The sequence below is a fragment of the Caballeronia sp. 11_S32 genome (assembly GCF_056930355.1).
This window is the reverse complement of the sequence record NZ_JBXOWH010000002.1, coordinates 662,728-684,015: the sequence shown is the minus strand read 5'-3', so window position 1 is coordinate 684,015 and position 21,288 is coordinate 662,728. Positions and strand designations below refer to the sequence as shown.

Below are 21,288 nucleotides of genomic sequence, written 5' to 3'. Positions count from 1 at the left end.
AGGGCGCGAAAGACGAACCCTCCTTCCTTTCTATAGGTGTTCCGGGCCGGTGTGATCGTTACATTGGGACCATGCCTTCGCATCCGGTATCTCAGGGGCGAACTTCGACAACGCCGCGCCGAAGAAGCGTGGCATCAAAGGAGATAGAGATGGCGCTGGACGCAGAGACCGTAACCCTTCTGTCGCAACTGGCCGAAGAGGGCGCGCGGCCGTTCCATACGATGAGCCCGCGCGAAGCACGCGAGATGCTCGGGACGCTTAGAGCACGAATGGGCGACGGACCGGCGATGGCACGGACCTTCGATTCGGAGGTCGGCACCGACTCCAATCGTACATTTCGCGTGCGCGCGCTCATTCCGAATGACCATCCACAGGGCGTCATCGTTTATTTGCATGGCGGAGGCTGGGTGCTGGGTTCGATCGACGATTTCGACTGTCTGGGCCGAACCCTGGCGAGCCGGTCCGGATGCTCGGTCGTGCTGGTCGACTACCGGCTCGCGCCGGAACATCCCTATCCGTGTGCGGTCGAGGACGCCTGGTCGGCGTTGAACTGGACCGTCGAACACCTGGACGAACTGGGCGGCACGGACGCGAAAATTGTCGTCGCGGGCGACAGCGCCGGCGGCAACCTCGCCGCGGTCGTCACCCAGCGCGCTTGCAGGCTCGGAACGCCATCTGTTGCATTGCAGGTGCTCGTCTACCCGGTAACCAATTGCAACCTCGACACGCCCTCGTATACGCAGGAGGAAAACCAGTTGCTCCTGAGCCGCGACGCGATGGCCTGGTTCTGGAGCCATTACGCGCCCGATCCGGCCTCGCGGCGCGATCCTCGGGCGTCGCCGCTCGTCGCTACGGATCTGCGCGGACTGCCACCCGCTGTGATCGTCACTGCCGAACACGACGTGCTACGCGATGAAGGCGAGGCTTACGCGCAACGTCTCTCGAAAGCCGGGGTGAGCGTCGACCACGTCCGCTTTGACGGACAGATGCATGGATTCTTCAGCCTGGTCAACATGCTTTCGAGTAGTGCAAACGCGATCGAGTGTGTCGCGCTGAAAATCCGCACGAGCCTCGCGTAATCGTCTGCTGCGATTGCTTGCCCCTTCCCCACAGCCACCCGTTCGACACTCACGTGCCCGCAATGCGCGAGGCCATACTACTGCGGAGACAAACCATGAAATTCAACGCCACCATCAAGACACTCGAAGTCGACGACGACACGTTGCGCACGCACCTCCTGTCGGCAGACATTCCAACCCTGCTGATGACTGTGGCACATGTGTCGCAAGACATGTCCGTCCTAAAGGACGCGTGGCGGCCGACATTCGAATTCGGTGAAGTGGTGAGCCGGATGACGGAAAGCGAGCAGCGCGAGGCACGCGAATTCTGCCATCGCAAGCTGACGGAGTTCCGCGATCGAAAAATGCAGGCGCCTTCGAAGCCGACCTATGACGAGCTTCACCAGATGGCGACATGGTTGATCGGACCGCAAGTCGAGCCGTTCCTTCCTCTCGTTTCAGAAGAACTTGTCACGAACGATCAGGATCTCAGACGGCCTCGCTGGACCAGGGAGCAGATCGCGCCGGAGCGCGATTTTCACGTCGCGATTGTCGGCGCCGGTGAGAGCGGAATCGTCGCCGCGTTGCGCCTCAAGCAAGCAGGCGTGCCGTTCGTGATCTATGAGAAGAACCACGAGGTGGGTGGCACTTGGCTCGAAAACACCTATCCGGGCTGCCGCGTCGATATCAACAGTTTCTTTTACAGCTACTCTTTTGCCCGGAAGATCTGGTCCGACTATTTCAGCACCAGCCAGGACGTGCTGGGTTACCTGAAAGAAGTGGCTCGCGAATATGGCCTATACGAGCATATCCGCTTCAATACCGAAGTCACGGCAATGAACTGGGATGATACAAGTTGCGTGTGGAATCTCACGCTGCGCATGGAAGCAGAAGAATTCAGCTCACGAAGCAACATCGTGGTGAGTGCAGTTGGGCAATTGAACCGTCCCAGCATGCCGAATATTCCCGGACAGAAGGATTTCAAGGGCGTGTCCTTTCATTCTGCGCGCTGGAATCATGCGATCGATCTGAGCGGCAAGCGCGTCGGGATCATCGGCACCGGCGCGAGCGCTGCGCAGTTCATTCCACAGGTAGCGAAGAAGGCCGCACAGGTTACGGTTTTTGCGCGCACGACGAACTGGCTCCTGCCGACGCCTGACTTGCATCACAAGGTCAGTGACAGCACGCGTTGGCTGCACGAAAACATTCCCTATTATTCGATGTGGTATCGTGCCTCGCTCGCCTTGCCACAAAGCATCGGTCTTCTGGATGCAGTCGTGGTCGATCCGCAGTTCCCGCCGACTGAAAAAGCGGTCTCTGCTCTGAACGACCAGTTGCGCGAATCCATCACAAAATGGATGGAGCCGCAAATTGCGGACCGCCCTGACCTGCGCGATGTCCTGATACCGGATTCGCCGATCGGTGGCAAGCGCATCGTACGTGATAATGGCACGTGGATCGCCACGCTCAAGCGGGATAACGTGCGCGTAGAGCGATCACAGATCGATGCAATCACCGAACATGGCATCTCCTGCGCAAACGGCGTGAATCACGAATTCGACGTCATCATCTATGGCACGGGTTTCCAAGCCTCGAAGTTCCTGATGCCGATGAAAGTCACCGGCCGCGGCGGCGTGGATCTGCATGCAATGTGGGACGGAAACGCCCGCGCTTACATGGGCACGACCATTTCACGTTTCCCGAACCTGTTCTGCATGTATGGCCCTAATACGAACCTCGTGGTCAACGGCACCATCATTCTGTATTCCGAGCTTACCGCGAAGTACATCGTCGATGCGACGCGCCTTCTGCTCGAGACGGGACACGATGCGATCGACGTGCGAGAGGACGTATTCGAGCGCTTCAATGAGCGTGTGGATGAAGCAAACGCACTACGTGCGTGGGGATTCTCAAAGGTGAACAGCTGGTACAAGAATAGCAAGGGTCGCGTCGCGCAAAACTTCCCGTTTAGCGCTGTGGAGTTCTGGCGCCGCACCCATGAGGTGGTTGCGACCGACTATGAATTCATCGATTCGGCGACCCGTCGGATCGCTGAGGATTTCTCTCTTGAGACCAACGAAGCTGCCTAACTCTGATTTAACTTCGGCCAACGCAACGGGAAGCCAGAGCGTTCGATAGACATCGATATCCGACTGCTGCGTCCGGCAGTCGGCCGATTGTCCCTTGATCTTGCTAAACAAGCTTGCTCCGTCCGCGCTGCCGCCACGCCCGTACTACTCGACACGATCCACCTGATCGCACGTGAGACCTTTCCGCTCGGAAAACAACTCGATGACCAACCGTGGCTCGGCCGTCGTTCCTGCACGCCTCACGTGATGCCGATCATTGGACCCGCGAACAACACAAGGACCTAGGGTTTGCCTTCTGACACGCGCATCATGCATTGACGCTCGGCCTTGTCAGTGACCGTTTGCTCGCTGAGGTGATGGTCGGCGCGGAACCGATCGCCGACCCTCTTCAGTTCCGGGTTCATCGGTTCGGTTGCTGACAGGATCGAGCAGGATCGGCTATCTGTCAGTCCGCCCCGTCGGTAGCACCAGCATCGAACTCCCCGTCCGATCGATTCACTAAGACCTTCAGCATCGACATGAAACACTGCCGTTCGGACTCGGACAGTGGTTCCAGCATCCGCACCTGCGCGCGCAACGTAGCCGGCCGTACTGTACGAAGCAGCGTTTCACCTTCCTCTGTTAGCGTGAGCAGCCGCACGCGCCGGTCCTCTGCCGAAGCGTTGCGACGCATCAGGCCTCTTTTTTCCAGCCGGTCGATGACCCCGCCAATGGTTGAGGCATCGAAACCGATCGCGCGGGAAAGTGAGCGTTGGTCAATCTCGGGGCAGTCATGCACTCCCTGCATGGCGGCATATTGCACGGGTGTGATCCCGTAAGCCGACGTCTCATCGAGGAAGATCGCAACCGCCAGCTGCTGGAGACGACGGATATAGTGACCTGGCAGCTCATGAAGGGAGGAGTCAACGGGTTGGGTAGTGGTCATTGCAGTATGCGGACACAGAATTTGCCGTTGAGGATAGCGCATTCTTAACGCGCTCTTGATTCGACAGACATCGGTAGCCCCTGCAAACAGTGGCTCGCGACGGGTGCGAACGCAAGTTCTATTTATTGTTCATTTCGGCAGGCTCGACCGGCCGTCTGCCAGCGAAGCCGCCGTCCCAGGCCGCGACGCTTGCTCCCTGAATCGCCACTGCCGTCCAACCTTTGCGACGCGCACACCGCCCCGGCGTGGATCTTCACAGGAGCCAAGGTTCGGCCCATCAAGGGTTAGCCCTCATTTGATAACCGAATTTTAGTACGTATTCTGATCATATGTACACTTACGATATTGAGCTTGGTCACGAAACGCATGACAGCGAAGCGCCGACAAGGCTTTCGCGACCTTCTTGAACGCTCTATCCGGTTAATTAACAGGCTTACGATTTAGGATACCAAATCATGTCTCTGGCCAATTCACGCGCAGTCGCCGTCCCGATTCCGAATGACGCTGAGCGTGCAGCCAAGCAGTTGCGCACCGTCGTTTGGGTCGTGGTCCTCGCCCTGTTCGGTCTAATCTTCGATGGTTACGATCTGGTCGTCTATGGAGCTGTGGTATCGACCTTTCTGCGGGACCCTTCTCAGATTGGGGCAGTGACTCCTTCGATCGCCGGCCAGCTTGGCAGCTATGCCCTGTTCGGCGTGCTGGTGGGGGCGCTGATGGCCGGTACCGTTGCCGACTATATCGGCCGTCGCAAGGTCATGCTGTTTGCTTACGGCTGGTTCTCAATTGGAATGGCCGTCACCGCAACGATGACCACCATGGCGACTTTTGGCGCAATGCGCTTTTTCACCGGCCTCGGGGTGGGCGCGCTGGTCGCGACCACGGGCGCGATCGTGTCCGAGTTTGCGCCCAAGGGCAAAAAGAATCTGTGCGTGGCTATCGTTTATTCAGGCGTGCCCCTCGGTAGCCTGATGGCCGCCCTGGTGGCCATCCTGCTTCTCGGACACATTGGATGGCGCGGTTTGTTCTGGATCGGCGCCTTGCCGGTCATCACGCTTTTGCCATTGGCATATTTCAAGATGCCCGAATCGGTGACGTGGCTGGCTTCGCGCGGCCGCTTTGACGAGGCTCGCGAGATCTCTGCGCGCACCGGCGTCGAGATTCCAGAATCGTCAATAGCTGCGCCTGCGGATTCCACAGCCACGCAGAGCGTTGCGCACAGCCGGTCTGGCTGGCTGGGACTGCTTTCCTACTATGCGCTACCTACGCTTTTGCTCGGTTTGGCGAGCGCCACCGGTCTCACGCTCGTGTACGCCCTGAATACGTGGCTGCCAGAGCTGATGCTGCGTGCCGGCTTCAATGCCAAGGGCTCCCTGTCTTTCCTTGTAGTTCTCAACGCTGGTGCGGTGATCGGTGCACTGCTCGCTTCAAAGGTGGCTGACCGCTTCAACCCTAAACCGGTAGTCGCAGCGTGCTTTGCCGTCGGCGCCTTATCCATTTATCTGCTAACACTGGGGGCGCCGCTAGGCGTGCTACTGGCGATCGTCGCCATTGTGGGGTTGGGCACCAGCGGCACGCAGACGTTGCTCTACGGTTTCGTCGCCACTTACTACCGGGCAAACTGCCGGGGTGCGGGCGTCGCTTGGTGCGCAGGCTTCGGTCGCTTGGGCGGTGTTGCCGGTCCGATGTTGGGCGGCTACCTGGCTGGCGGCGGCTTTACCCTCGAAACCATCTTTTACGTGCTGGCCAGCGTGGGGGTGCTCGGCACCCTGCTCACGATCCTCGTCCCGCGTCCCACGTCTGAATAACCGACCCGCTCACGATTTGGCGCATCTGCACTTTTCGTGCTGCTCTCGCGTCCATCCGCGGACAGCTCAATGACGTTCAGGGACATCAAACGATGCAGTTCTATCTCAATGCAATCGCGGCGCAGCGATTCGTGCCCGGCACCCGAAAAGGCGCGTGTCCGAAGTACCGCTCCTGATCTGTCAGGATGAAGAAAATGGTATAGCCCACAGGCGCACGCTCGGGCGCGGTGGCCGCGCCGCGGAACGCAGGTGCGGGTTCGACGCCGGAGGCGGGCATCGGTAGCCCGTCGATGCCGATGCCGGCCGTCGCCATCACCGCGCCCGTCGCCTTGAGGGAACTACGTCTTCCGGGTTTGCCAGGTTTATCGTGGCCGTCGTGGCGGTCGGGCCAGTGCGCCTGCTTGAGTTCGTCCTGATCCTTCATCGCGATGAACGTCCTACAGAGGTGACGTTCTTAGTCACCGCGCCGGCTGCCAGGGAATCGGTTGCTCAATGTAGCCTACTTCACCCATCCACGCTCGATCAGCGGCACGTCCCACGCGGGCTCGGGGCTCACCTGTTCGGCGAGAAACTCGACCAGCGCCTTCACCTTGAGCCCCTGACGTTGCGTCTCGGGATAGACGGCGGCGAAGTTCATCGGGGAGAGCGCGTAGTCCGCGAGAATGGGCACGAGCGAGCCTTCCAGCAGCGACGTGCTCGCCACGAGCGTCGGCAGGCAGACGATGCCGCCGCCGGTCAGCGCATAGTCGTGCAGCAGATGAACGGAATTGGAGCGGATGATGCCCGGCAATTCGAGCTCGACGACTTCATCGCCGCGCGTCATCGTCCAGCGATTGCGCGACGGATAGCCGGAATACAGCGCCGTCCGGTGCACGAGAAGATCGCGCGGATGCTGCGGTGCGCCATGCTCGCTCACGTACGAAGGCGCGGCGCAGAACAGCCGCCGCACGGTGAAGAGACGCCGCTCGATCAGCGAATCGGAGATGGCCGGGAAGATTTGAAACGCGACGTCGAAGCCTTCTTCGATAGGATCGACGACGCGGTCATTGACGATCACGTCGAGCTGGATGCCGGGATATCGCCGGTTGAACTCGGCCAGCGACGCGCCGAAGTGGCCGAGCGCGAAGCCCGGCAGCATCTGGACGCGCAGGCGCCCGGTGGGCGTCGCGCGCAGTTCGCGCATCTGGTCGGTCAGTTCGTTGACCCGCCCGACCACTTCGGCGCAGTCGCGATAGAACGCCTCGCCGACATCGGACAGCCGCACGTGCCGCGTGCTGCGGTGAAACAGCGGCGCATTGAGGAACCGTTCGAGTTGCTGGATGCGGTTGGTGACCACCGATCCGGTGACGCCGAGCTGCCGTGCCGCCTCCGCGAAGCTGCTGGTTTCCGCCACCCGCACGAAGGCCTCGATGCTGAGAAAACGATCCATGCTGGTTCCTTTCGATCGGGTCCAGCATGTCAGTGTATCCGCAGCGGCGGCGCGCACGGCCCCTTGCTTACTCGGGCTGCTCGCTTCCGCTCAGCGCCATCGTCTGCGCATTGCGGCGCACCTTGGCGGGCGCGGTTTCTTCCAGCAGCAGGCTCACGCCGACACCGAGCAGCACCGCGAAAATCGGCAGCCATAGAATATTCTGGATTCCGAACTTCGTGGCGACGAGCCCGGCGAGCGCGGGCGCCACGCCGCCGCCGAAGATTTCGCCCGCGCCCACCACAATGCCGATGGCCGTCGACACCATGCCGATAGGCGCCGCCTCTGTCGCGACCGGTCCCGAGAGCAGCGCGACGAGGCCCAGCGTAAAGAACGCTGCGACGAACAGCACGATGAACAGAATGAGTGGCTGCGCGCCGAGGCCGCGGAACACGTACAGCATGACCGCCGTGCCCGCAAAACCGGCGATGCTCGCGAAACGCCGGCCGATGAGATCGGAGAGTCCCGGCAGGGCGAACTGCCCGACGAAACCGCCGAAGCCGATCGCCGATACGACGATGCCCATGCGCTGCGTATCCAGCGAAAGGTAATCGGTGAGATAGAGCGGCAGCATCGCGCCGAGCACGAAGACGCCCGTCATCGCGCAGAAGAGCGCGACCATCGCGACGGGAATGTTGCGGCTCTTCAGCACGTCGCGCCAGTTGCCCTGCGCGGGCCGCGCGGCGCTTTGCGTTGGCCGATCGCCGAGGGACGGCTCACTGGCCGTGCGCGGTTCGCGAATCACGAAGTACATTGCGAGCCCGAGAATCAGTCCGGGAACGGATACCAGCGCGAACACCCAGCGCCACGTCACCACACTGAGCAATTGCGTGGCGATGATCGGTGAAAGCGCGAGTCCGAACAGCGCGAAGCCGCTTTGCTGTAGCCCGAGATTGAAGCCGCGCCGCTTCGGATGGGAGGCATCGGCGGTCGCGGCGAAGCTCGTCGGACAGAACGATCCTTCGGCCACGCCCATCAGCGCACGAATGGCGAGCAGGCTCGCGAGGCCGCCGGCGACGCCCGAGAATCCCGACAGCAGCGAAAACGCGAGAATCGCGGGGATCAGCACCTTGCGCCGCCCGATCTTGTCGGAGATGCCGCCCATCAGCGCGGCAAACACGCCCCATGACAGACCCAGTATGCCGATGCAGTTGCCGACATCCTGCGCGGTCAGATGCAGGTCCTTCATGATCGATGGGAAGAGCGGCGCGATCAGCCACCGGTCGAGACCCACCAGGCCGAATCCAAGCCCAAGCAGCGTTACGGCTTTCCATTCGTAGGACGTATCCCACCGGTTCGATTTCATCCTTGTCTCCTGAGTCAGAATCCGCGGCGGCCGCGCAAGGTGGCGCCGACGGAATGGAGAGTGACTCAGGCGCGAATCGAACAGAACGGCAGAATCGGCGAATGCGACATTCGCGATCTGCAAACAATGCCGCGGCGGGCGCTGGCGCCGGCCTCAAATAAGGTGTTGTGCGTGCTTGCGCGTCGCGCGGCGAGGCTTTCCGCGCGCACTAGGGATTACTTCGGATGGACGCACACGAACGCACGGCCATGCCTGCCTCATTTGGTGCCGGCGACGGCGAAAGCGTTGGACCGATCGGGTAGCGTCAATCCGGTGAGCACTTCGTTGCTGGCGGAAAACACGACGCCCGCGACCGTCGCGTCGGGTACAGGCAAGGCACCGGTCCGAACCTCGCTGTGGCGTCGAGGAACTTCTTGTCTCCGCGGGGCGTCGTCGATCCGCTGAACGTGCAGCCGCTCTGCCGCGCAACCCGGGGACCAAGTACGCCGAACTGGAGTCAGCGATTTGCGGCCTCCGCCGTCGCGCCGTTGCCGGCGAGTCGCGCAGCCTCGAAGTTTCCCCGGGGAAACTGTCACGGGACGGCGCGCCGTTTGTAGGCGGCTGCCCTCCTCGTTCGCACTGCTGCTGTCCGAACTGGAGTTGAATGCGTGGCTCGAGACGAGCGGCGGGAAGCGTAGAACAGAAGGGAATCTGTCTAGGCGGCCACGAAGACGCGGCCGGTTGCATGACGTGACTGGACGTGGCCGCACTGCCTTACCGCATGGTCCCACTGGACCCGATCCGGGCAATAGCCCCGTGCGTCCTTCAGTTCACTCTCCTTGAGCACTATCTCGACCGCGCGTGCGAAGAACTCCAACGGGATTCTTCATTGAAGTGGTGCCGACCCGTTCTTGATCTTCGACGTTCCCATACACCAACGACCGTTCTCGTTAATAGCGATTTAGTTTGAAGCCGGAGACCCCAGCGTTTCCGAAAGGTACGCCGTTGTGCCCCGTCCCAGTTCCACGGCGGTGGTGAAATCGGCAGTTTGAAGTGCAGCGGTGTCAGCGCCCGCAACCGGACGTTTCCGCATGGCCTGCCTCAGGATGAGAGTCGTGTGCTGATAGAAGAGTTCGAGTTGCTCTGCATCCGATGCATGAGGTGCCAGGTCGAAAGCCTCCTCAAGCGCCCGGCGTGGGATATGAAAACGTTGAAGTCCGCGAATCACGCGAACCTGGAACACGACCCCATCACTGCTGTGAGGGATTGCCGCCCAAACCAGCGCGCTGCTCATGACATGCCTCCATTTGGCTTCGAACCTGATTCACAGCTCGTTGCCCTATGATGGCCCTCAAAAAATACATTTCAAAAATACGACTGCCTGTCCTTTGACATTTTCACCACACGCGGATTGGAAGCGTTGACTGTCACGATGGCTATTGCGTGCAAAGATGTTGTTGACATCGGCGGGCGTTCGACACTGGGTCCTCAAATTCACGCTCGGCGGCCCGGATGGTCGAGGACAAAGAACAAAGCTGGCGTGTGCAGTGCGGCTTGCGCAATCGGTTGATCCATTGCGGCTTCTCGCGGCTTCGCCACCGGTGACGACCCGGTGATCGAAGGTGAGACTGAGCGGCACGACAATCGAAGCCGCGTACTTGCCGGCGATCGTGCCGAAGTTCGACAAGGTGATCGTGTTGTTGCGCAACTCCAAGCAACCTTACCTTCGTCCTGCTCCGGCGCGGGGAGCCCTCGAAATGTATTTTTGGTTCGCCCCTAACGCAGACGATGCCCGGACGTTGAAGGTTTAAGGTTTTCAGCAACGGATTCGACCGTATTCCCACCAGTTGGTCGGGCATTGGTGGCGAAGCTTTTTAATGGGGTGGTGGCTTTCGACCATTAGTTGCATTACCCCAACCTTTGAACCATCCACCTCGCGAGAACGATATTTCAGATCTACCTTGCTGCGTCGTCGAAAGTACTGCAACGAGGCCATAGACGCCTTGCTCCCTTTAACGCTAGTCGAGGTTCATGCCGGAAGTAGACGACGTCGTACGGACTTGCTTTTCAACAGGGTTGTCCACGGTTTCTTTATAACGACCGCGCTCTACTTGCGGAAGAGTCAGGTTTCACACGCATGACGCTATGCGCTAGTGTCGTATATCGTTCATCTGCGAGTTGTGGGCAAGAGCGAAGATCGGATCGAAGAAGTATGTCCCTGGAGAATTCCGACAGTCCCAGCGAAGGTCAGGTGATTCGGTCAAGTTTGAAATGCACTTCCGCGTACGCGGCGTTGCAACTCCACACTTCCTTCCCGTCACGATTAAAAATTGCGATTCCCTTTGCTATCGTGCACTGCGCCTGTGGCCAAACAGCACTATGGCCGTTTATCGCAGCTGACAACGCATTCCGCTCCTTGCAAGTGGCCAGATATTTACCGTCCCGTGGCGCCATGACTGATGTCAGAAAGGTTGAGAACGGAGCTATCTTAACCCGTCAGTACGTCAGTCAAACTTCGCTTACTGTAGGTTCTCGTCGGACGCGTGTGCTGATGCGTCATTTTGCTCCAAGAGTCCAGGCAGGCGACCTCTGCAGAAGTCATGTCCGAAGGGACGTAGACCATCGGCCCTTGTGGGTTTGGTAAACACATTATTTGCATCACGTTCGGCTGGCTCGACGCCTACGCTGTGTGGTAAGGGCTTCGCCGCTCTTATCCACAGCGTTATCCCGCAAAACAGTGGACAACCTTCGCGCTTCCAGCGCTTGCCACTCCTCCTCAACGGCTCGGGCCTGCAGTTTCAATGAGCAGAAGTACAGTGCCGCGTAGGCGCGTTCCGCCGCGATGAGTCGGTCGATTAGTTCAATCTTGGTCAGACGTTCAAGGCGCTGTCGAGTCGAGCGGATATCCCGGTCGAGCTTCGCCGGCATAGGCAGCACTTGTGCGTCGACGGGAGCTGCGGGGCGTCGGCGCGGCTTCCGTGGTCGCCAGTCCCGGTGGTCCTCATACAGACGACGTGCACCTGCATTGTTGAGCAATGCGCTATGACTGATACCTTTTCCGTCCGGATCAAGCGCTCGCGACGAAGTGACGATGGCCGAGATGGTGACTGCCCGACGCTCACCCTGCAGAGCGGCGATGGCGCGTCGCACGAGATCGAGCGTGTGTGCTCGACGCGCCTGGTGAATGCGGGCCAGCCACGGACGTTGGCTTGATGGCATGATGTTCCTCCGTTTCAGGGCGCCGTGCCTCGTCGGCCCGGTAGTGCTCGATGAGGTCCATTTCCCGAAGCTCGGTGTCTGCGGCAGCAATGAGCTGCCCAAGCCGGTTCACGTCGGCAAGCAGCCCTTCCTTGCGGTAGTAACTGATCTCATGTTCGGCCCAGTTGCGCCGCTGCTCAACCTGCGAACGCTTCGACGGATCCGGTATCTTGGCCGCGCAGCCAATGCAAGCAAACTGCACCTTGCAGAGGCCATGCGCCCCGCAATGCCCTCCGACGACTTCGGCGAGCGTGCCGGTCCGCATCGCGGCGTCGCGATACAGTTGTTGTAATTCAGCAGGAGAGCGGAGGACCGCCTCTTCGACGTCGATGTTGCTGGCGATCGCGGCCAAATACCGGTCGGCGGCGTCCGCGATCATTGTCGCTGTCGGTTGCGAATAGTATCGAGTGACGGGAATGCTCTTCTGGTGCAACCAGGCACCGACAATATCCACCGGGATCTTTTGAATTTGGACTGCATGCGTGGCGAATCCGTGTCTCAGGAGATGAGGTCGGAGAAAAACTGTCCTGCCCGAAGCCGTCCGCAGTAACATTCCGTGCACCATGAATCGCAAGCACGAACTGATCGTGATCGCCGAAAGATGTCGGTGCTCAAACTGAAATAGATAAGGTTCAACGCCAAAACGGTGGGCTCGCCTATTCAGCGGGTCGAATGGGACCGGAGGGAGGGGATCTGTGCTGAGTAGGCCGTAGTGTGCTGCCAGGATCTGGCCTATCTTGGCGAGCAGCCTGACGGTTTCCGCGCCCACGAAAAAGTCGTGCCGGACATTGCGGCGCTCGCCCTTTGGAATCAGTCGAAACAGGTATCGAATCCTCGGCGACTCATCCGCTGCGCCCGGCGGAGCGGGCTGAATCAAGCGCACGAGACAGTGCCGGTTCAGGCTGATTTGCATAAGCTCGTTCATGCGGGCGCCAGTGGTCGTGAGCACGTCGACCGCCATGACGCCGAAAGTCAACGCGTGAAAGACCTGTTCAACTGGTATCAGCACCCGGCCCAAGCACGCTTGCGCCCGGACAAGAAATACTTGCCACGGTGGAAAAAGCACGCCGGGGTTGAGGGTGTTGAATGAGAGAGCGGCATATCCCCACGCCTGGCGCCATGCAGCGGCTTCGGTACTTCGTGCACGATCTGATGCATAACGGAGCAGATCAGCGAACCACACCGTGGCACTGACGTCCAGTTCGCGGTCGGTCCCGACCTCCTGCATTGAAACGAGTTCGGGCAAACGTGTATCAGGAGGCGGCACGGCTGCGCTAGCGCGACGCGCAAGCATCGGATACGCAGCCAGAAGCGCGTCCACCGTCCATATCCTCATGTGCATGCGCCAGTTGCCGTCTATGTAGGTATATTCGGTCGGCTTGCACGGAAGACCTGACGATTCGGCGTTACGCAGTGCGTTGCGATAGGCGGTACGAAACCGGATGAACCAGTTCCATCGCAGGTGCGCTTCACTTCGAATATCGGGATACACCTGCATCAATACATCGGTGTCTTCTTTACGCCGCTGCTGACGGGCCTGCTCGATCGGCTTCATATTAAGCCACGGATCATGTAGTGACCGGTTCGCATGTTTAAGCAGCCAAGGCTCAAAGCGCCTGCGTTGAGCAGTGGATAACCCCCGCAACCACAGCAGTTCCGCGCTGGCGACGGACTGATACCGCTGAAAGAAGCTGATACGGACTTCTTGCGGATCGTCTCCGACGGTGCCATCCAGATACGGTCGCATATAGGTGTCAAGGCTGGCAAAAAATGCGGGCATGTCGCTAAGCAGGTGCCCTTGATGCCGATAACCGAAGATGAGTTGCAGCTTCGCGCTCACTATCGACACCGCGCTGTAGATCGTGCTGTGTTCATAGCGCTGTGCGGCCATCACGAGCGCTGCTAGCGCAAGATGACCGTACCACGGTTTGCCGAGTACATGACGCAGCAGATAGTGAACGACGGGAGGCGGTACCCGTCCAAGTTCGGCGCCACTCTGCATATCACCTTCAGTCGCGGGTGCATGCTTGATCAGCCGTGGCAGGTCAGGCAGTGACTGAAACTGGTCAATTCGCATGTCGACTCGTGTTTCACGGCGGGAGTTCATCGTTCGCACCTCCCAGATGCTGAAGGAATTGCCAGTGTGGATCTGCCACTATATCCGGCACCGAGCGTGGTGCGATGGGGGAGCTCGGAAGGTCGAAGGTCGGCTTACGCGCGCGCAATGCACGATCAATGGTTGCATGCAGCGTGTTCTGAAGGTCCGCATGCTCAAGGTCGCGGAAGTAGTGATCGTAGCGCTCAAGCGTCGCGCGTCCGCTACGCCAGTTCATGTACGTGATAAGGGCGTCAATGGCACGGTCGCGAGCGAGGCCAGCGGCAAACGTGCGGTAGATTTCTCGCATCGCTTGCGTGACATACCAATGCCGTGTTTGATGGACATTTGCGCTGATGTTGGCTCGGCGACACGCGGGGCGCCACGCGAGATCGCGGAAGGTGGCCGCGGTCAGCGCGGTATGGTGTGAGGTCAGGAAAAGTGGCCTGATGGACCACCGTGCAGGTGCGTCGTGGGTGAGGTAATCGGCCAGATTGCAGTGATCGGGATCGACAGCACAGCGGTCGTGATCCACATACCGGCGCAGCAGTTTGGCAGACGCTTCGCTGAAGCGCAGTGTCTTAACGCGCCGTTGACCGCTGCCTTTACTGAAAGCGCTAACCTCGCGGCGCAATCCATGGCTATGCCAGTCACCCAGAGTCAAGCCGCATACCTCGCTGATCCGCGCGCCGGTCTCGAACAGCAAACGCGTGACCAGCTGGTCGCGCAGGCCCCAACCGGCCGCACGGCCGGCATCGAGGATGCGGCGCGGGAATAGCGGATCATCGATGATCTGCGGGATCCAGCGTTCGTTTACGAGCACGAAATACGCTGCTGTGTGACGACCTCGAGGTGCAGCCTCGAACGGCTGAACGCCGCTGGCCTGTGGCATCGCCGGATAATCGTCGCGACGGTGTCGGAGCAACGCCACACCCGTCGTGTCTGCACTACGGCCTAGCGGGTCGGGCTGGGCATATAGGCCGGCGTCGATGGCGAACCGATAAAACGCTCGCGCCGCCGCCAGGAAGGCGCGCACTTCCGCAGGATTAGCGACAGTCGCATGTACCGCGACAAACTGCCCGCGTCGCTCGCGGGCATGACAGCGCAGGACCTCGCAGAGAAACTGCGCGCAGAGTGCGCGGACCCCCGCGACGTTGCTATCCCACCGCCGCCGCTTCCCAATTAGCCACGAAAAGTAGTGGAGCATCGCGTGCGCATAAACGCTAACGGTGGTCGGCGCATACCGTCTTTGAGCGTATCGAACGAAGTAACTTAACGGGCGATTCGCACGGCCCTGCGCATCCGTTACAAGTAGGCAGGGTGTTCCATCCTCATTGGTCGAACGTCTGAGGAACAGGCTTACCGGGCAGGGGTGATCGGAGGCCATCCTTCAACGCTACTAATGCCTATCCAACCTTAAATATAGAGGGTTGCGCAAGCGATTCAAGCAACTTGCGCTATCTACTCTGTGGATAAAGTATCTGGCGATACATGACGGCGCACGACGCCCGGCGGTCGCAACATCACCGCCGAACTTCCCTACCAGACCTACTCACTTCCGCCCTTCACCTCGTCGTACTATCCACGACCACCGCAAGTTGCAACGGTCACTCGTCAGCCGCCTCGTCTGCGGTGCTCTTGCGTTCCGATGCTACAGCCGGGCATCGTCGTAATAGATCACAGGACCGCCACCGTCATCACCGAGGTTGAGGCCTCCGAAAATCGTCGAATGCACCCGACGTGTCAGCGTAGCCGCCGAGCAAATATTCATGTCGTTGCGCATTCTTATCAAAGCTTTTTACCATTGCTGGCGATCAAGTCTCGATACCAATAGAAGCTGTCTTTCGGTATCCGGCGCAGGTCCTTTTCGTCGGTCTCGTCACGGTCAACATATACGAATCCATATCGCTTCTGATAGCCATTCAGCCAGCTCAGGATATCGGTAAACGACCACGCGCAGTAACCCAGCAACTGCACGCCATCGCTGATCGCTTGCTGGCAGGCTTCGACATGACCTTTCAGATAGGCTATGCGGTAGGCGTCGTGAATAGTGTCATCGGCGTTCAGCGTATCGAATTCACCCAGACCGTTTTCGGTAATCATCATTGGTAGCGCGTATCGGCTGGAGATTCGACGCATCGCAATACGCAATCCAGTAGGATCGATAGCCCAGTCCCAGTTTGATGTTTCCAGATTCGGGTTCGCGGTGGTGCGATACAGGCCGGGCACGCCGCTTGATGGTGTGGTGCCTTTCTGGCCTGTGGTGTTGATACGCTTCATGCCCACACCATCGAGCGGGTTCTCGGTAAACGTGGTGGTGTAGTAGTAGTTCACGCCGACAAAGTCGGGTAAGCCGCGACGAAAGATCTCCAGATCGCCCGGTTCAATGCGGGGCGCTTCGCCAGTTTGCTGCAGGTAATGCAGCGCGGCTTGCGGATAGCGGCCAAAGCAATAGAGATCCAGCCACCAGTAATTGGTGAACTCGTCGGCGTTCTCAAAAGCCAGAATGTCGGCAGGCGCGCTGGAGGCCGGGTACGCAGGCGAATAGGCAAAGCTAGGGCCGATCAGGCCGTTGGGTACGTGCCGGCGGAAAGCTGCAATCACTGTGGCATTGGCCAGGAAGGCCACATGATTGGCAGCGAAGAAACGTTTCCGGTCTTCTACGCCAGGAGGGTGAGTGCCCAACTGATAGGCGTTGGTGAAGTTGAAGTTCTGTTCATTCAGCGAAACCCAATACCTGACCTTACCGCTAAAGCGCTGAAACAGCGTGACGCAATAGCGCTCGAAATCCGCGATGATCTCGCGGCTTTCCCAGCCGCCGTATGCATCCTGCAATGCTTGTGGCAAATCCCAGTGGTACAGCGTGAGCACAGGTTGGATACCGTGAGCGATCAATGCGTCAATCAGGCGCTCATAGAATGCAAGCCCTGCCTCGTTGACCTCGCCCCGACCTTGCGGATATATGCGCGGCCAACTCACGGAGAACCGGTACGCCTTCATGCCCATCTGTGCCATCAGTGTCACGTCTTCGGCAAAGCGGTGATAGTGATCGACTGCCACGTCGCCGTTACTGCCTTGGAAGGTCTTGCCGGGAATCTTGGTAAAAGAATCCCACACCGACGGGCCTTTGCCGTCCTGGTTCCAGGCGCCTTCTACCTGATAAGCCGCCGAGGCGGCACCCCAGAGAAAATCCGAAGGAAAGTCTTTCAGTTTCCGGTGGAACATGATTGCACTCCTGACGGTTCAGTCCAGCGCATCTGTCGCTTCGTGGCCCATACGATAGTTGACAAGCTGGCTCAAAGCGCGGATTCGGCAGTGCTGCGGCTGATCGAAAGGCCCTTGCGATGCCGGGGACGTCGTTCACCAACGTGAATCGCGATACGAAACCAGTCGAGGATCCGGCCGCGTGCAGCACGCGTCACTGATCAAAGTCACGCGTTTGTCGCTCGCTACATCGCACCAGCACGGGGCGACCAAGGAAGCCTTTCAATGATTATCGATTCGCGCAACGAATGCCAGTGCGTGAACGCCAAGATCGACATCGTCCTCTCATACCGCTCGGCGGTCGAGTTGCTTGTGCTCGTTCACTTCACCCCGAAGGGCGGCCCGGTACATGGGTTCAACCCGCCCAAAACCGTCTTACAACCGTCATAAATTATCTGAAGAATAGTCTTGCTGCGTTGCGCAATATCACCTATACCAATAAGGCGCAGGCCCAGCGGACAAAACCAATCAGGGCAGACGAAGCAAGGCAAAGGGTTGCAAAGACGCTTTCTTGACTTCATCAACCAGCCGGGTGGTCCGGGCCATTGCACCGGGCGGCCCGGCTGTCAAACCGGGGAAAACCAATGGCAACTGGTATCAACTCAGGGGTCGTGCAACTCGGCTCATACAACGTCGAGAAGGGCAGGAGTTCGGTGTCCGGCCTCTCTTCAGGCGCGTTCATGACCGTGCAGTTGCACCTCGCGCATTCGTCCAGCTTCACGGGGGTGGGGGTCATCGCCGGCGGGCCGTACCGTTGCTCCGAGTCGTTCCCACATTCGGCCCCGCTCGCGGAGGACGCGTACGAGCTGAACGCCGAGTACATCTGCATGAGTCCGCTGACGCCGGGCACGGGGCCGAATCCGTACCGCCTCGCCCAGCTCGCGCACGAAACCGCGAATGCCGGCGAGATCGATCCGCTGACCCATCTCGCCGACGACCGCGTGTACATCTTCACCGGAAGCTGCGACCAGGTCGTCTACTCGGACGTTGTCAAGCGCACGCGTGAGTTCTACGAACTGATCGGCGTCGCGCGCCAGAATATTCTCTACGTCGACAACGTGCCCGCTGGTCATTCGATCCTCACCGACAATCCTGAGGATTCGCCGCTGTCGACGAACCAGCCACCATACATCAACAATGGTGGCTTCATGCAGTCGTACCACATCCTGCATCATATCTACCACGACTTGAAGCCTGCGTCCGAGCGCCTGACTGGGCGGCTCGTGCGCTTCGACCAGACCGAGTTCTTCGGCAACGAGGCGCGCGCGAGCATGAGCCAGTTCGGCTATGCGTACGTGCCGCTCGCGGTCGAGCAAGGTGCAAAGGCGCGCGTGCACATCGCGCTGCACGGCTGCAAGCAGGGCTACAACTACACCGATTACCTGCGCGGCCGGCCCGACACCGCGAACCAGCCACCTTACGGCAACCGGTACATCACGACGACCGGCTACAACCAGCTCGCGGACAGCAACGACATCATCGTGCTGTACCCGCAGGCGCAGGGTGCCGACGGCGGGTCGATCCAGAACCCGGATGGCTGCTGGGACTGGTGGGGGTACACGAGCGAGCACCCGGTCCACCCAGACTACTACTCGCGCGACGCAATCCAGATCAAGGCGATCCACGGCATGCTGAGCCGGCTCGGCGGCTGACCTTCCCCACATCACGCACGGACACTGATATGACGCACAACCCTATCTCCCTGCCCGCTGCCCTCGTGCCGGTCTCGCCGGTGCAACTGCAGCCGTCACAGCCGATCCCGCGCGCGATCGCCATCGAGGAAGCGCTGAAGTTTCAGTCGCTGACGAGCGACTGGATCGCACGTGCGGCCAGCACCCGGATCGACACCGCGCAGCTGCTCGCGCTCGGGGCCGACCGCTCGACGTGGGGCGAGCAGTTTCACTTGCAGGAGGCGTTTGCGAGGCGCCTGATCCAGCAAAACCAGGCGTGGCTCAAAGGCTGGGCCGCACTGCTCCACCAACGCGAGCAACTGATGTCGGCGAACACGATGTCGAAGCTCGTGGAGCAGGAGTTCAACCTTGTGGGCCAGTTCGGTCAGTTGGTCGGCGACCAACTCACGAACTTAATCTCGCTGCTGGAGAACGCCCACGTCTCCTACTCCTATTGGATCCACGAGAAGCTGCACCCGGAGACGGTCACAGCCTCGGCGCCGCCGCGCAATGCGGTCCCCGCCCCCTGACGAAGGCCTTATTGCGGGCATCATAGGCGGGACCCTATCTGCGCCGGCTACGCCCTGGCTCTTGATGAGCCGGGGCGTAGCACGGGCAAGCGGCGAACCCTTCAACCCTCGAGAACATTCAAAGCGAACAAGCACGCCAATAAGCCTTACGGAGCCTCTCGTGGACGTCTTTCATCAAATGCACGTTTTCGTGCGATGCAACGCCGCGTGTCGGATCGCGGCACGGCCATGCTTCGGCCCAGAGTATCAACAGTCACGATGTCTCCATTCAATTCCGTAAGCCGGCGATCTGACGTCGCTTCGGCATGGTTTTCGAGTGCGGGACAGCGTGGGCCGCTGCAGCCTTCGGATCAACGGATCACGAAGGGATTGCCTGTCCTTGCTCCTGTATTGATCCAGACGCTCTTCGTCTGCAGGAAATCGTTGATCGCGTCGATGCCGTTCTCGCGTCCAAGACCCGAGTCCTTGTAGCCACCGAAGGGGGACATGTAGCTGACGGCGCGGTAGGTGTTCACCCAGACGGTGCCGGACTGAATGCGTTCGGCCATACGGAAGGCGCGGCTGATGTCGCTCGTCCAGACGCCCGCGCCAAGACCGAAGCGAACGTCGTTGGCAATGGCGACGGCTTCTTCCTCATCGCCGAAAGGAATGACGGAAAGCACCGGACCGAATACCTCTTCCTGGGCAATACGCATGTCGTTCGTGACGCCCGTGAAGATCGTGGGCTCGATGAACCATCCGCTGCCGCATTCGGCCCGCGTTGCTTTCCGGCCGCCCAGCGCGAGACGCGCGCCTTCATCCCGCGCAATGCCGATGTAGGAGAGCACCTTGTCGTACTGCGGACGCGTCGTGATGGGACCGACCTGCGTATCCGCGCTCATCGGGTCGCCCATGCGCGCGGTTTTCGCGAGCGCCACGACGCGATCGACCACTTCGTCGTGAATCGATTTCTGCACGAGCAGACGCGATCCGGCGATGCACGTCTGCCCCGTTGCCGCGAAGATGCCCGAGACCGCACCGTTGACGGCATCTTCGAGACCGGCATCGTCGAAAACGATGTTCGGCGACTTGCCGCCCAGCTCCAGCCCAACGTGCTTCAGATCCTTGGCGGCTTGCTCGTTGATGCGCCGGCCGGTCGAGTCCGCTCCGGTGAACGTGATCTTGCGCACCAGCGGATGCGACACGAGCGCCGCGCCCACTTCATTGCCGAAGCCCGTCACGACATTGACGACGCCGCGCGGAAAACCCGCTTCCTCGAACAGCCGCACGAATTCGAGCGTCGACGCCGACGTGAACTCGGACGGCTTGATGACCACGGTACAACCCGCGGCGAGCGCGGGCGCCAGCTTCCAGGTCAGCAGCAGCAGCGGCGAATTCCACGGCGTGATGATCGTCACGACGCCGAGCGGTTCGTGCCGCGTGTAGTTGAAATACCCCTTCTTGTCGAGCGGAATGACGCTGCCCTGCACTTTGTCCGCCAGCCCGCCGTAATACCGGAACCATTGCGGCACATAGCTCAATTGCGCGTGCATTTCGGAGTACAGCTTGCCGTTGTCTCGTACTTCGATTTCGGCGAGCTTCGCGGCGTCACGAGCGATAAGATCCGCGACGCGATTCAACATCAGACCGCGAGCGCTCGCGGTCAGAGACGGCCATTCGCCCGAAGCGAAGGCGCGGTGCGCGGCTTCGACCGCGCGTTCGGCGTCGGCAGCATTGCCGCGTGCGATCTGCGCCCACGCCTCGCCTGTAAAAGGACTTTCGCTCGCGAACCATTCATCCGATGCGGGATTCAGGTCCGCACCGTCGACATAGTGACGATAGTGTTCCATCGAACTCTCTT

At 60.0% G+C, this 21,288-nt stretch carries 16 protein-coding genes and 1 pseudogene; 6 read left to right on the top strand and 11 right to left on the bottom strand.

The window, feature by feature from the left end; all coding sequences use genetic code 11:
• Nucleotides 1-128: 128 nt before the first annotated feature.
• The gene (locus tag AC1Z32_RS11320; RefSeq protein WP_483478784.1) at nucleotides 129-1,079 is read left to right on the top strand and encodes an alpha/beta hydrolase; all 951 of its coding nucleotides are present in this window, start codon (nucleotides 129-131) and stop codon (nucleotides 1,077-1,079) included.
• A gap of 95 nt (nucleotides 1,080-1,174) precedes the next feature.
• Nucleotides 1,175-3,148, top strand: a complete 1,974-nt coding sequence (locus AC1Z32_RS11315; RefSeq protein WP_483478783.1) for a flavin-containing monooxygenase — start codon at nucleotides 1,175-1,177, stop codon at nucleotides 3,146-3,148.
• A gap of 281 nt (nucleotides 3,149-3,429) precedes the next feature.
• On the opposite strand, the gene AC1Z32_RS11310 is transcribed toward AC1Z32_RS11315, so the two are convergent.
• Both AC1Z32_RS11310 and AC1Z32_RS11305 read right to left on the bottom strand, forming a co-directional pair.
• Entirely contained in the window at nucleotides 3,430-3,552 is a 123-nt protein-coding gene (locus AC1Z32_RS11310) for a hypothetical protein (protein WP_483478782.1), read from the bottom strand.
• Between the two features lie 41 nt (nucleotides 3,553-3,593).
• Nucleotides 3,594-4,073: a MarR family winged helix-turn-helix transcriptional regulator gene (locus tag AC1Z32_RS11305; protein ID WP_483478781.1), complete on the bottom strand. Its 480-nt coding sequence runs from the start codon at nucleotides 4,071-4,073 to the stop codon at nucleotides 3,594-3,596.
• Between the two features lie 455 nt (nucleotides 4,074-4,528).
• On the opposite strand from AC1Z32_RS11305, the gene AC1Z32_RS11300 reads away from it, so the two are divergent.
• On the top strand, nucleotides 4,529-5,878 hold the full coding sequence (locus AC1Z32_RS11300) for an MFS transporter (RefSeq protein ID WP_483478780.1): 1,350 nt from the start codon (nucleotides 4,529-4,531) through the stop codon (nucleotides 5,876-5,878).
• Nucleotides 5,879-5,978: 100 nt separating this feature from the next.
• Here the strand turns inward: AC1Z32_RS11300 and AC1Z32_RS11295 are convergent, their stop codons facing one another.
• The 8 genes and pseudogenes from AC1Z32_RS11295 to AC1Z32_RS11260 form a co-directional block, all read right to left on the bottom strand.
• On the bottom strand, nucleotides 5,979-6,302 hold the full coding sequence (locus AC1Z32_RS11295; RefSeq protein WP_483478779.1) for a hypothetical protein: 324 nt from the start codon (nucleotides 6,300-6,302) through the stop codon (nucleotides 5,979-5,981).
• Nucleotides 6,303-6,377: 75 nt separating this feature from the next.
• Complete coding sequence (locus AC1Z32_RS11290; protein ID WP_483478778.1) at nucleotides 6,378-7,307, bottom strand: LysR family transcriptional regulator; 930 nt, start codon at nucleotides 7,305-7,307, stop codon at nucleotides 6,378-6,380.
• A 67-nt stretch (nucleotides 7,308-7,374) separates the two neighbouring features.
• Nucleotides 7,375-8,652, bottom strand: coding sequence for an MFS transporter (locus AC1Z32_RS11285; RefSeq protein ID WP_483478777.1), 1,278 nt, complete (start codon nucleotides 8,650-8,652; stop codon nucleotides 7,375-7,377).
• 940 nt (nucleotides 8,653-9,592) lie between these two features.
• Complete coding sequence (locus AC1Z32_RS11280) at nucleotides 9,593-9,925, bottom strand: hypothetical protein (protein ID WP_483478776.1); 333 nt, start codon at nucleotides 9,923-9,925, stop codon at nucleotides 9,593-9,595.
• Between the two features lie 288 nt (nucleotides 9,926-10,213).
• Nucleotides 10,214-10,342 (bottom strand): annotated as a pseudogene (locus AC1Z32_RS11275) (dihydrolipoamide acetyltransferase family protein); the annotation flags it as partial.
• A gap of 1,407 nt (nucleotides 10,343-11,749) precedes the next feature.
• A complete protein-coding gene (locus AC1Z32_RS11270) occupies nucleotides 11,750-13,996 on the bottom strand; it encodes a hypothetical protein (RefSeq protein WP_483478045.1) in 2,247 nt (748 codons plus the stop codon).
• The gene (locus AC1Z32_RS11265; RefSeq protein ID WP_483478044.1) at nucleotides 13,980-15,191 is read right to left on the bottom strand and encodes a tyrosine-type recombinase/integrase; all 1,212 of its coding nucleotides are present in this window, start codon (nucleotides 15,189-15,191) and stop codon (nucleotides 13,980-13,982) included. The genes AC1Z32_RS11270 and AC1Z32_RS11265 overlap by 17 nt, the downstream gene beginning before the upstream one ends.
• A 581-nt stretch (nucleotides 15,192-15,772) precedes the next feature.
• Nucleotides 15,773-17,209 carry a glycoside hydrolase family 1 protein gene (locus AC1Z32_RS11260; RefSeq protein ID WP_483478775.1) on the bottom strand — a complete coding sequence of 479 codons (1,437 nt, stop codon included), beginning with the start codon at nucleotides 17,207-17,209 and terminating at the stop codon, nucleotides 15,773-15,775.
• A 264-nt stretch (nucleotides 17,210-17,473) separates the two neighbouring features.
• Here AC1Z32_RS11260 and AC1Z32_RS11255 point away from each other — a divergent pair, with 264 nt between their 5' ends.
• The 3 genes from AC1Z32_RS11255 (at nucleotide 17,474) to AC1Z32_RS11245 (ending at nucleotide 19,448) form a co-directional block, all read left to right on the top strand.
• A complete protein-coding gene (locus AC1Z32_RS11255; RefSeq protein WP_483478774.1) occupies nucleotides 17,474-17,638 on the top strand; it encodes a hypothetical protein in 165 nt (54 codons plus the stop codon).
• A 194-nt stretch (nucleotides 17,639-17,832) separates the two neighbouring features.
• Nucleotides 17,833-18,900, top strand: coding sequence for an extracellular catalytic domain type 2 short-chain-length polyhydroxyalkanoate depolymerase (locus AC1Z32_RS11250; protein ID WP_483478773.1), 1,068 nt, complete (start codon nucleotides 17,833-17,835; stop codon nucleotides 18,898-18,900).
• Between the two features lie 29 nt (nucleotides 18,901-18,929).
• Complete coding sequence (locus AC1Z32_RS11245; protein WP_483478772.1) at nucleotides 18,930-19,448, top strand: hypothetical protein; 519 nt, start codon at nucleotides 18,930-18,932, stop codon at nucleotides 19,446-19,448.
• Between the two features lie 350 nt (nucleotides 19,449-19,798).
• Here the strand turns inward: AC1Z32_RS11245 and AC1Z32_RS11240 are convergent, their stop codons facing one another.
• On the bottom strand, nucleotides 19,799-21,277 hold the full coding sequence (locus AC1Z32_RS11240) for an aldehyde dehydrogenase (RefSeq protein WP_483478771.1): 1,479 nt from the start codon (nucleotides 21,275-21,277) through the stop codon (nucleotides 19,799-19,801).
• Between the last annotated feature and the right edge of the window lie 11 nt (nucleotides 21,278-21,288).

Bases quoted from the DNA above. Each gene is read 5' to 3' on its own strand.
- AC1Z32_RS11315 (WP_483478783.1), top strand. From the start codon at position 1,175: ATGAAATTCAACGCCACCATCAAGACACTCGAAGTCGACGACGACACG.
- AC1Z32_RS11310 (WP_483478782.1), bottom strand. From the start codon at position 3,552: ATGAACCCGGAACTGAAGAGGGTCGGCGATCGGTTCCGCGCCGACCAT.
- AC1Z32_RS11305 (WP_483478781.1), bottom strand. From the start codon at position 4,073: ATGACCACTACCCAACCCGTTGACTCCTCCCTTCATGAGCTGCCAGGT.
- AC1Z32_RS11300 (WP_483478780.1), top strand. From the start codon at position 4,529: ATGTCTCTGGCCAATTCACGCGCAGTCGCCGTCCCGATTCCGAATGAC.
- AC1Z32_RS11295 (WP_483478779.1), bottom strand. From the start codon at position 6,302: ATGAAGGATCAGGACGAACTCAAGCAGGCGCACTGGCCCGACCGCCAC.
- AC1Z32_RS11290 (WP_483478778.1), bottom strand. From the start codon at position 7,307: ATGGATCGTTTTCTCAGCATCGAGGCCTTCGTGCGGGTGGCGGAAACC.
- AC1Z32_RS11285 (WP_483478777.1), bottom strand. From the start codon at position 8,652: ATGAAATCGAACCGGTGGGATACGTCCTACGAATGGAAAGCCGTAACG.
- AC1Z32_RS11280 (WP_483478776.1), bottom strand. From the start codon at position 9,925: ATGAGCAGCGCGCTGGTTTGGGCGGCAATCCCTCACAGCAGTGATGGG.
- AC1Z32_RS11270 (WP_483478045.1), bottom strand. From the start codon at position 13,996: ATGAACTCCCGCCGTGAAACACGAGTCGACATGCGAATTGACCAGTTT.
- AC1Z32_RS11265 (WP_483478044.1), bottom strand. From the start codon at position 15,191: ATGCTCCACTACTTTTCGTGGCTAATTGGGAAGCGGCGGCGGTGGGAT.
- AC1Z32_RS11260 (WP_483478775.1), bottom strand. From the start codon at position 17,209: ATGTTCCACCGGAAACTGAAAGACTTTCCTTCGGATTTTCTCTGGGGT.
- AC1Z32_RS11255 (WP_483478774.1), top strand. From the start codon at position 17,474: ATGATTATCGATTCGCGCAACGAATGCCAGTGCGTGAACGCCAAGATC.
- AC1Z32_RS11250 (WP_483478773.1), top strand. From the start codon at position 17,833: ATGGCAACTGGTATCAACTCAGGGGTCGTGCAACTCGGCTCATACAAC.
- AC1Z32_RS11245 (WP_483478772.1), top strand. From the start codon at position 18,930: ATGACGCACAACCCTATCTCCCTGCCCGCTGCCCTCGTGCCGGTCTCG.
- AC1Z32_RS11240 (WP_483478771.1), bottom strand. From the start codon at position 21,277: ATGGAACACTATCGTCACTATGTCGACGGTGCGGACCTGAATCCCGCA.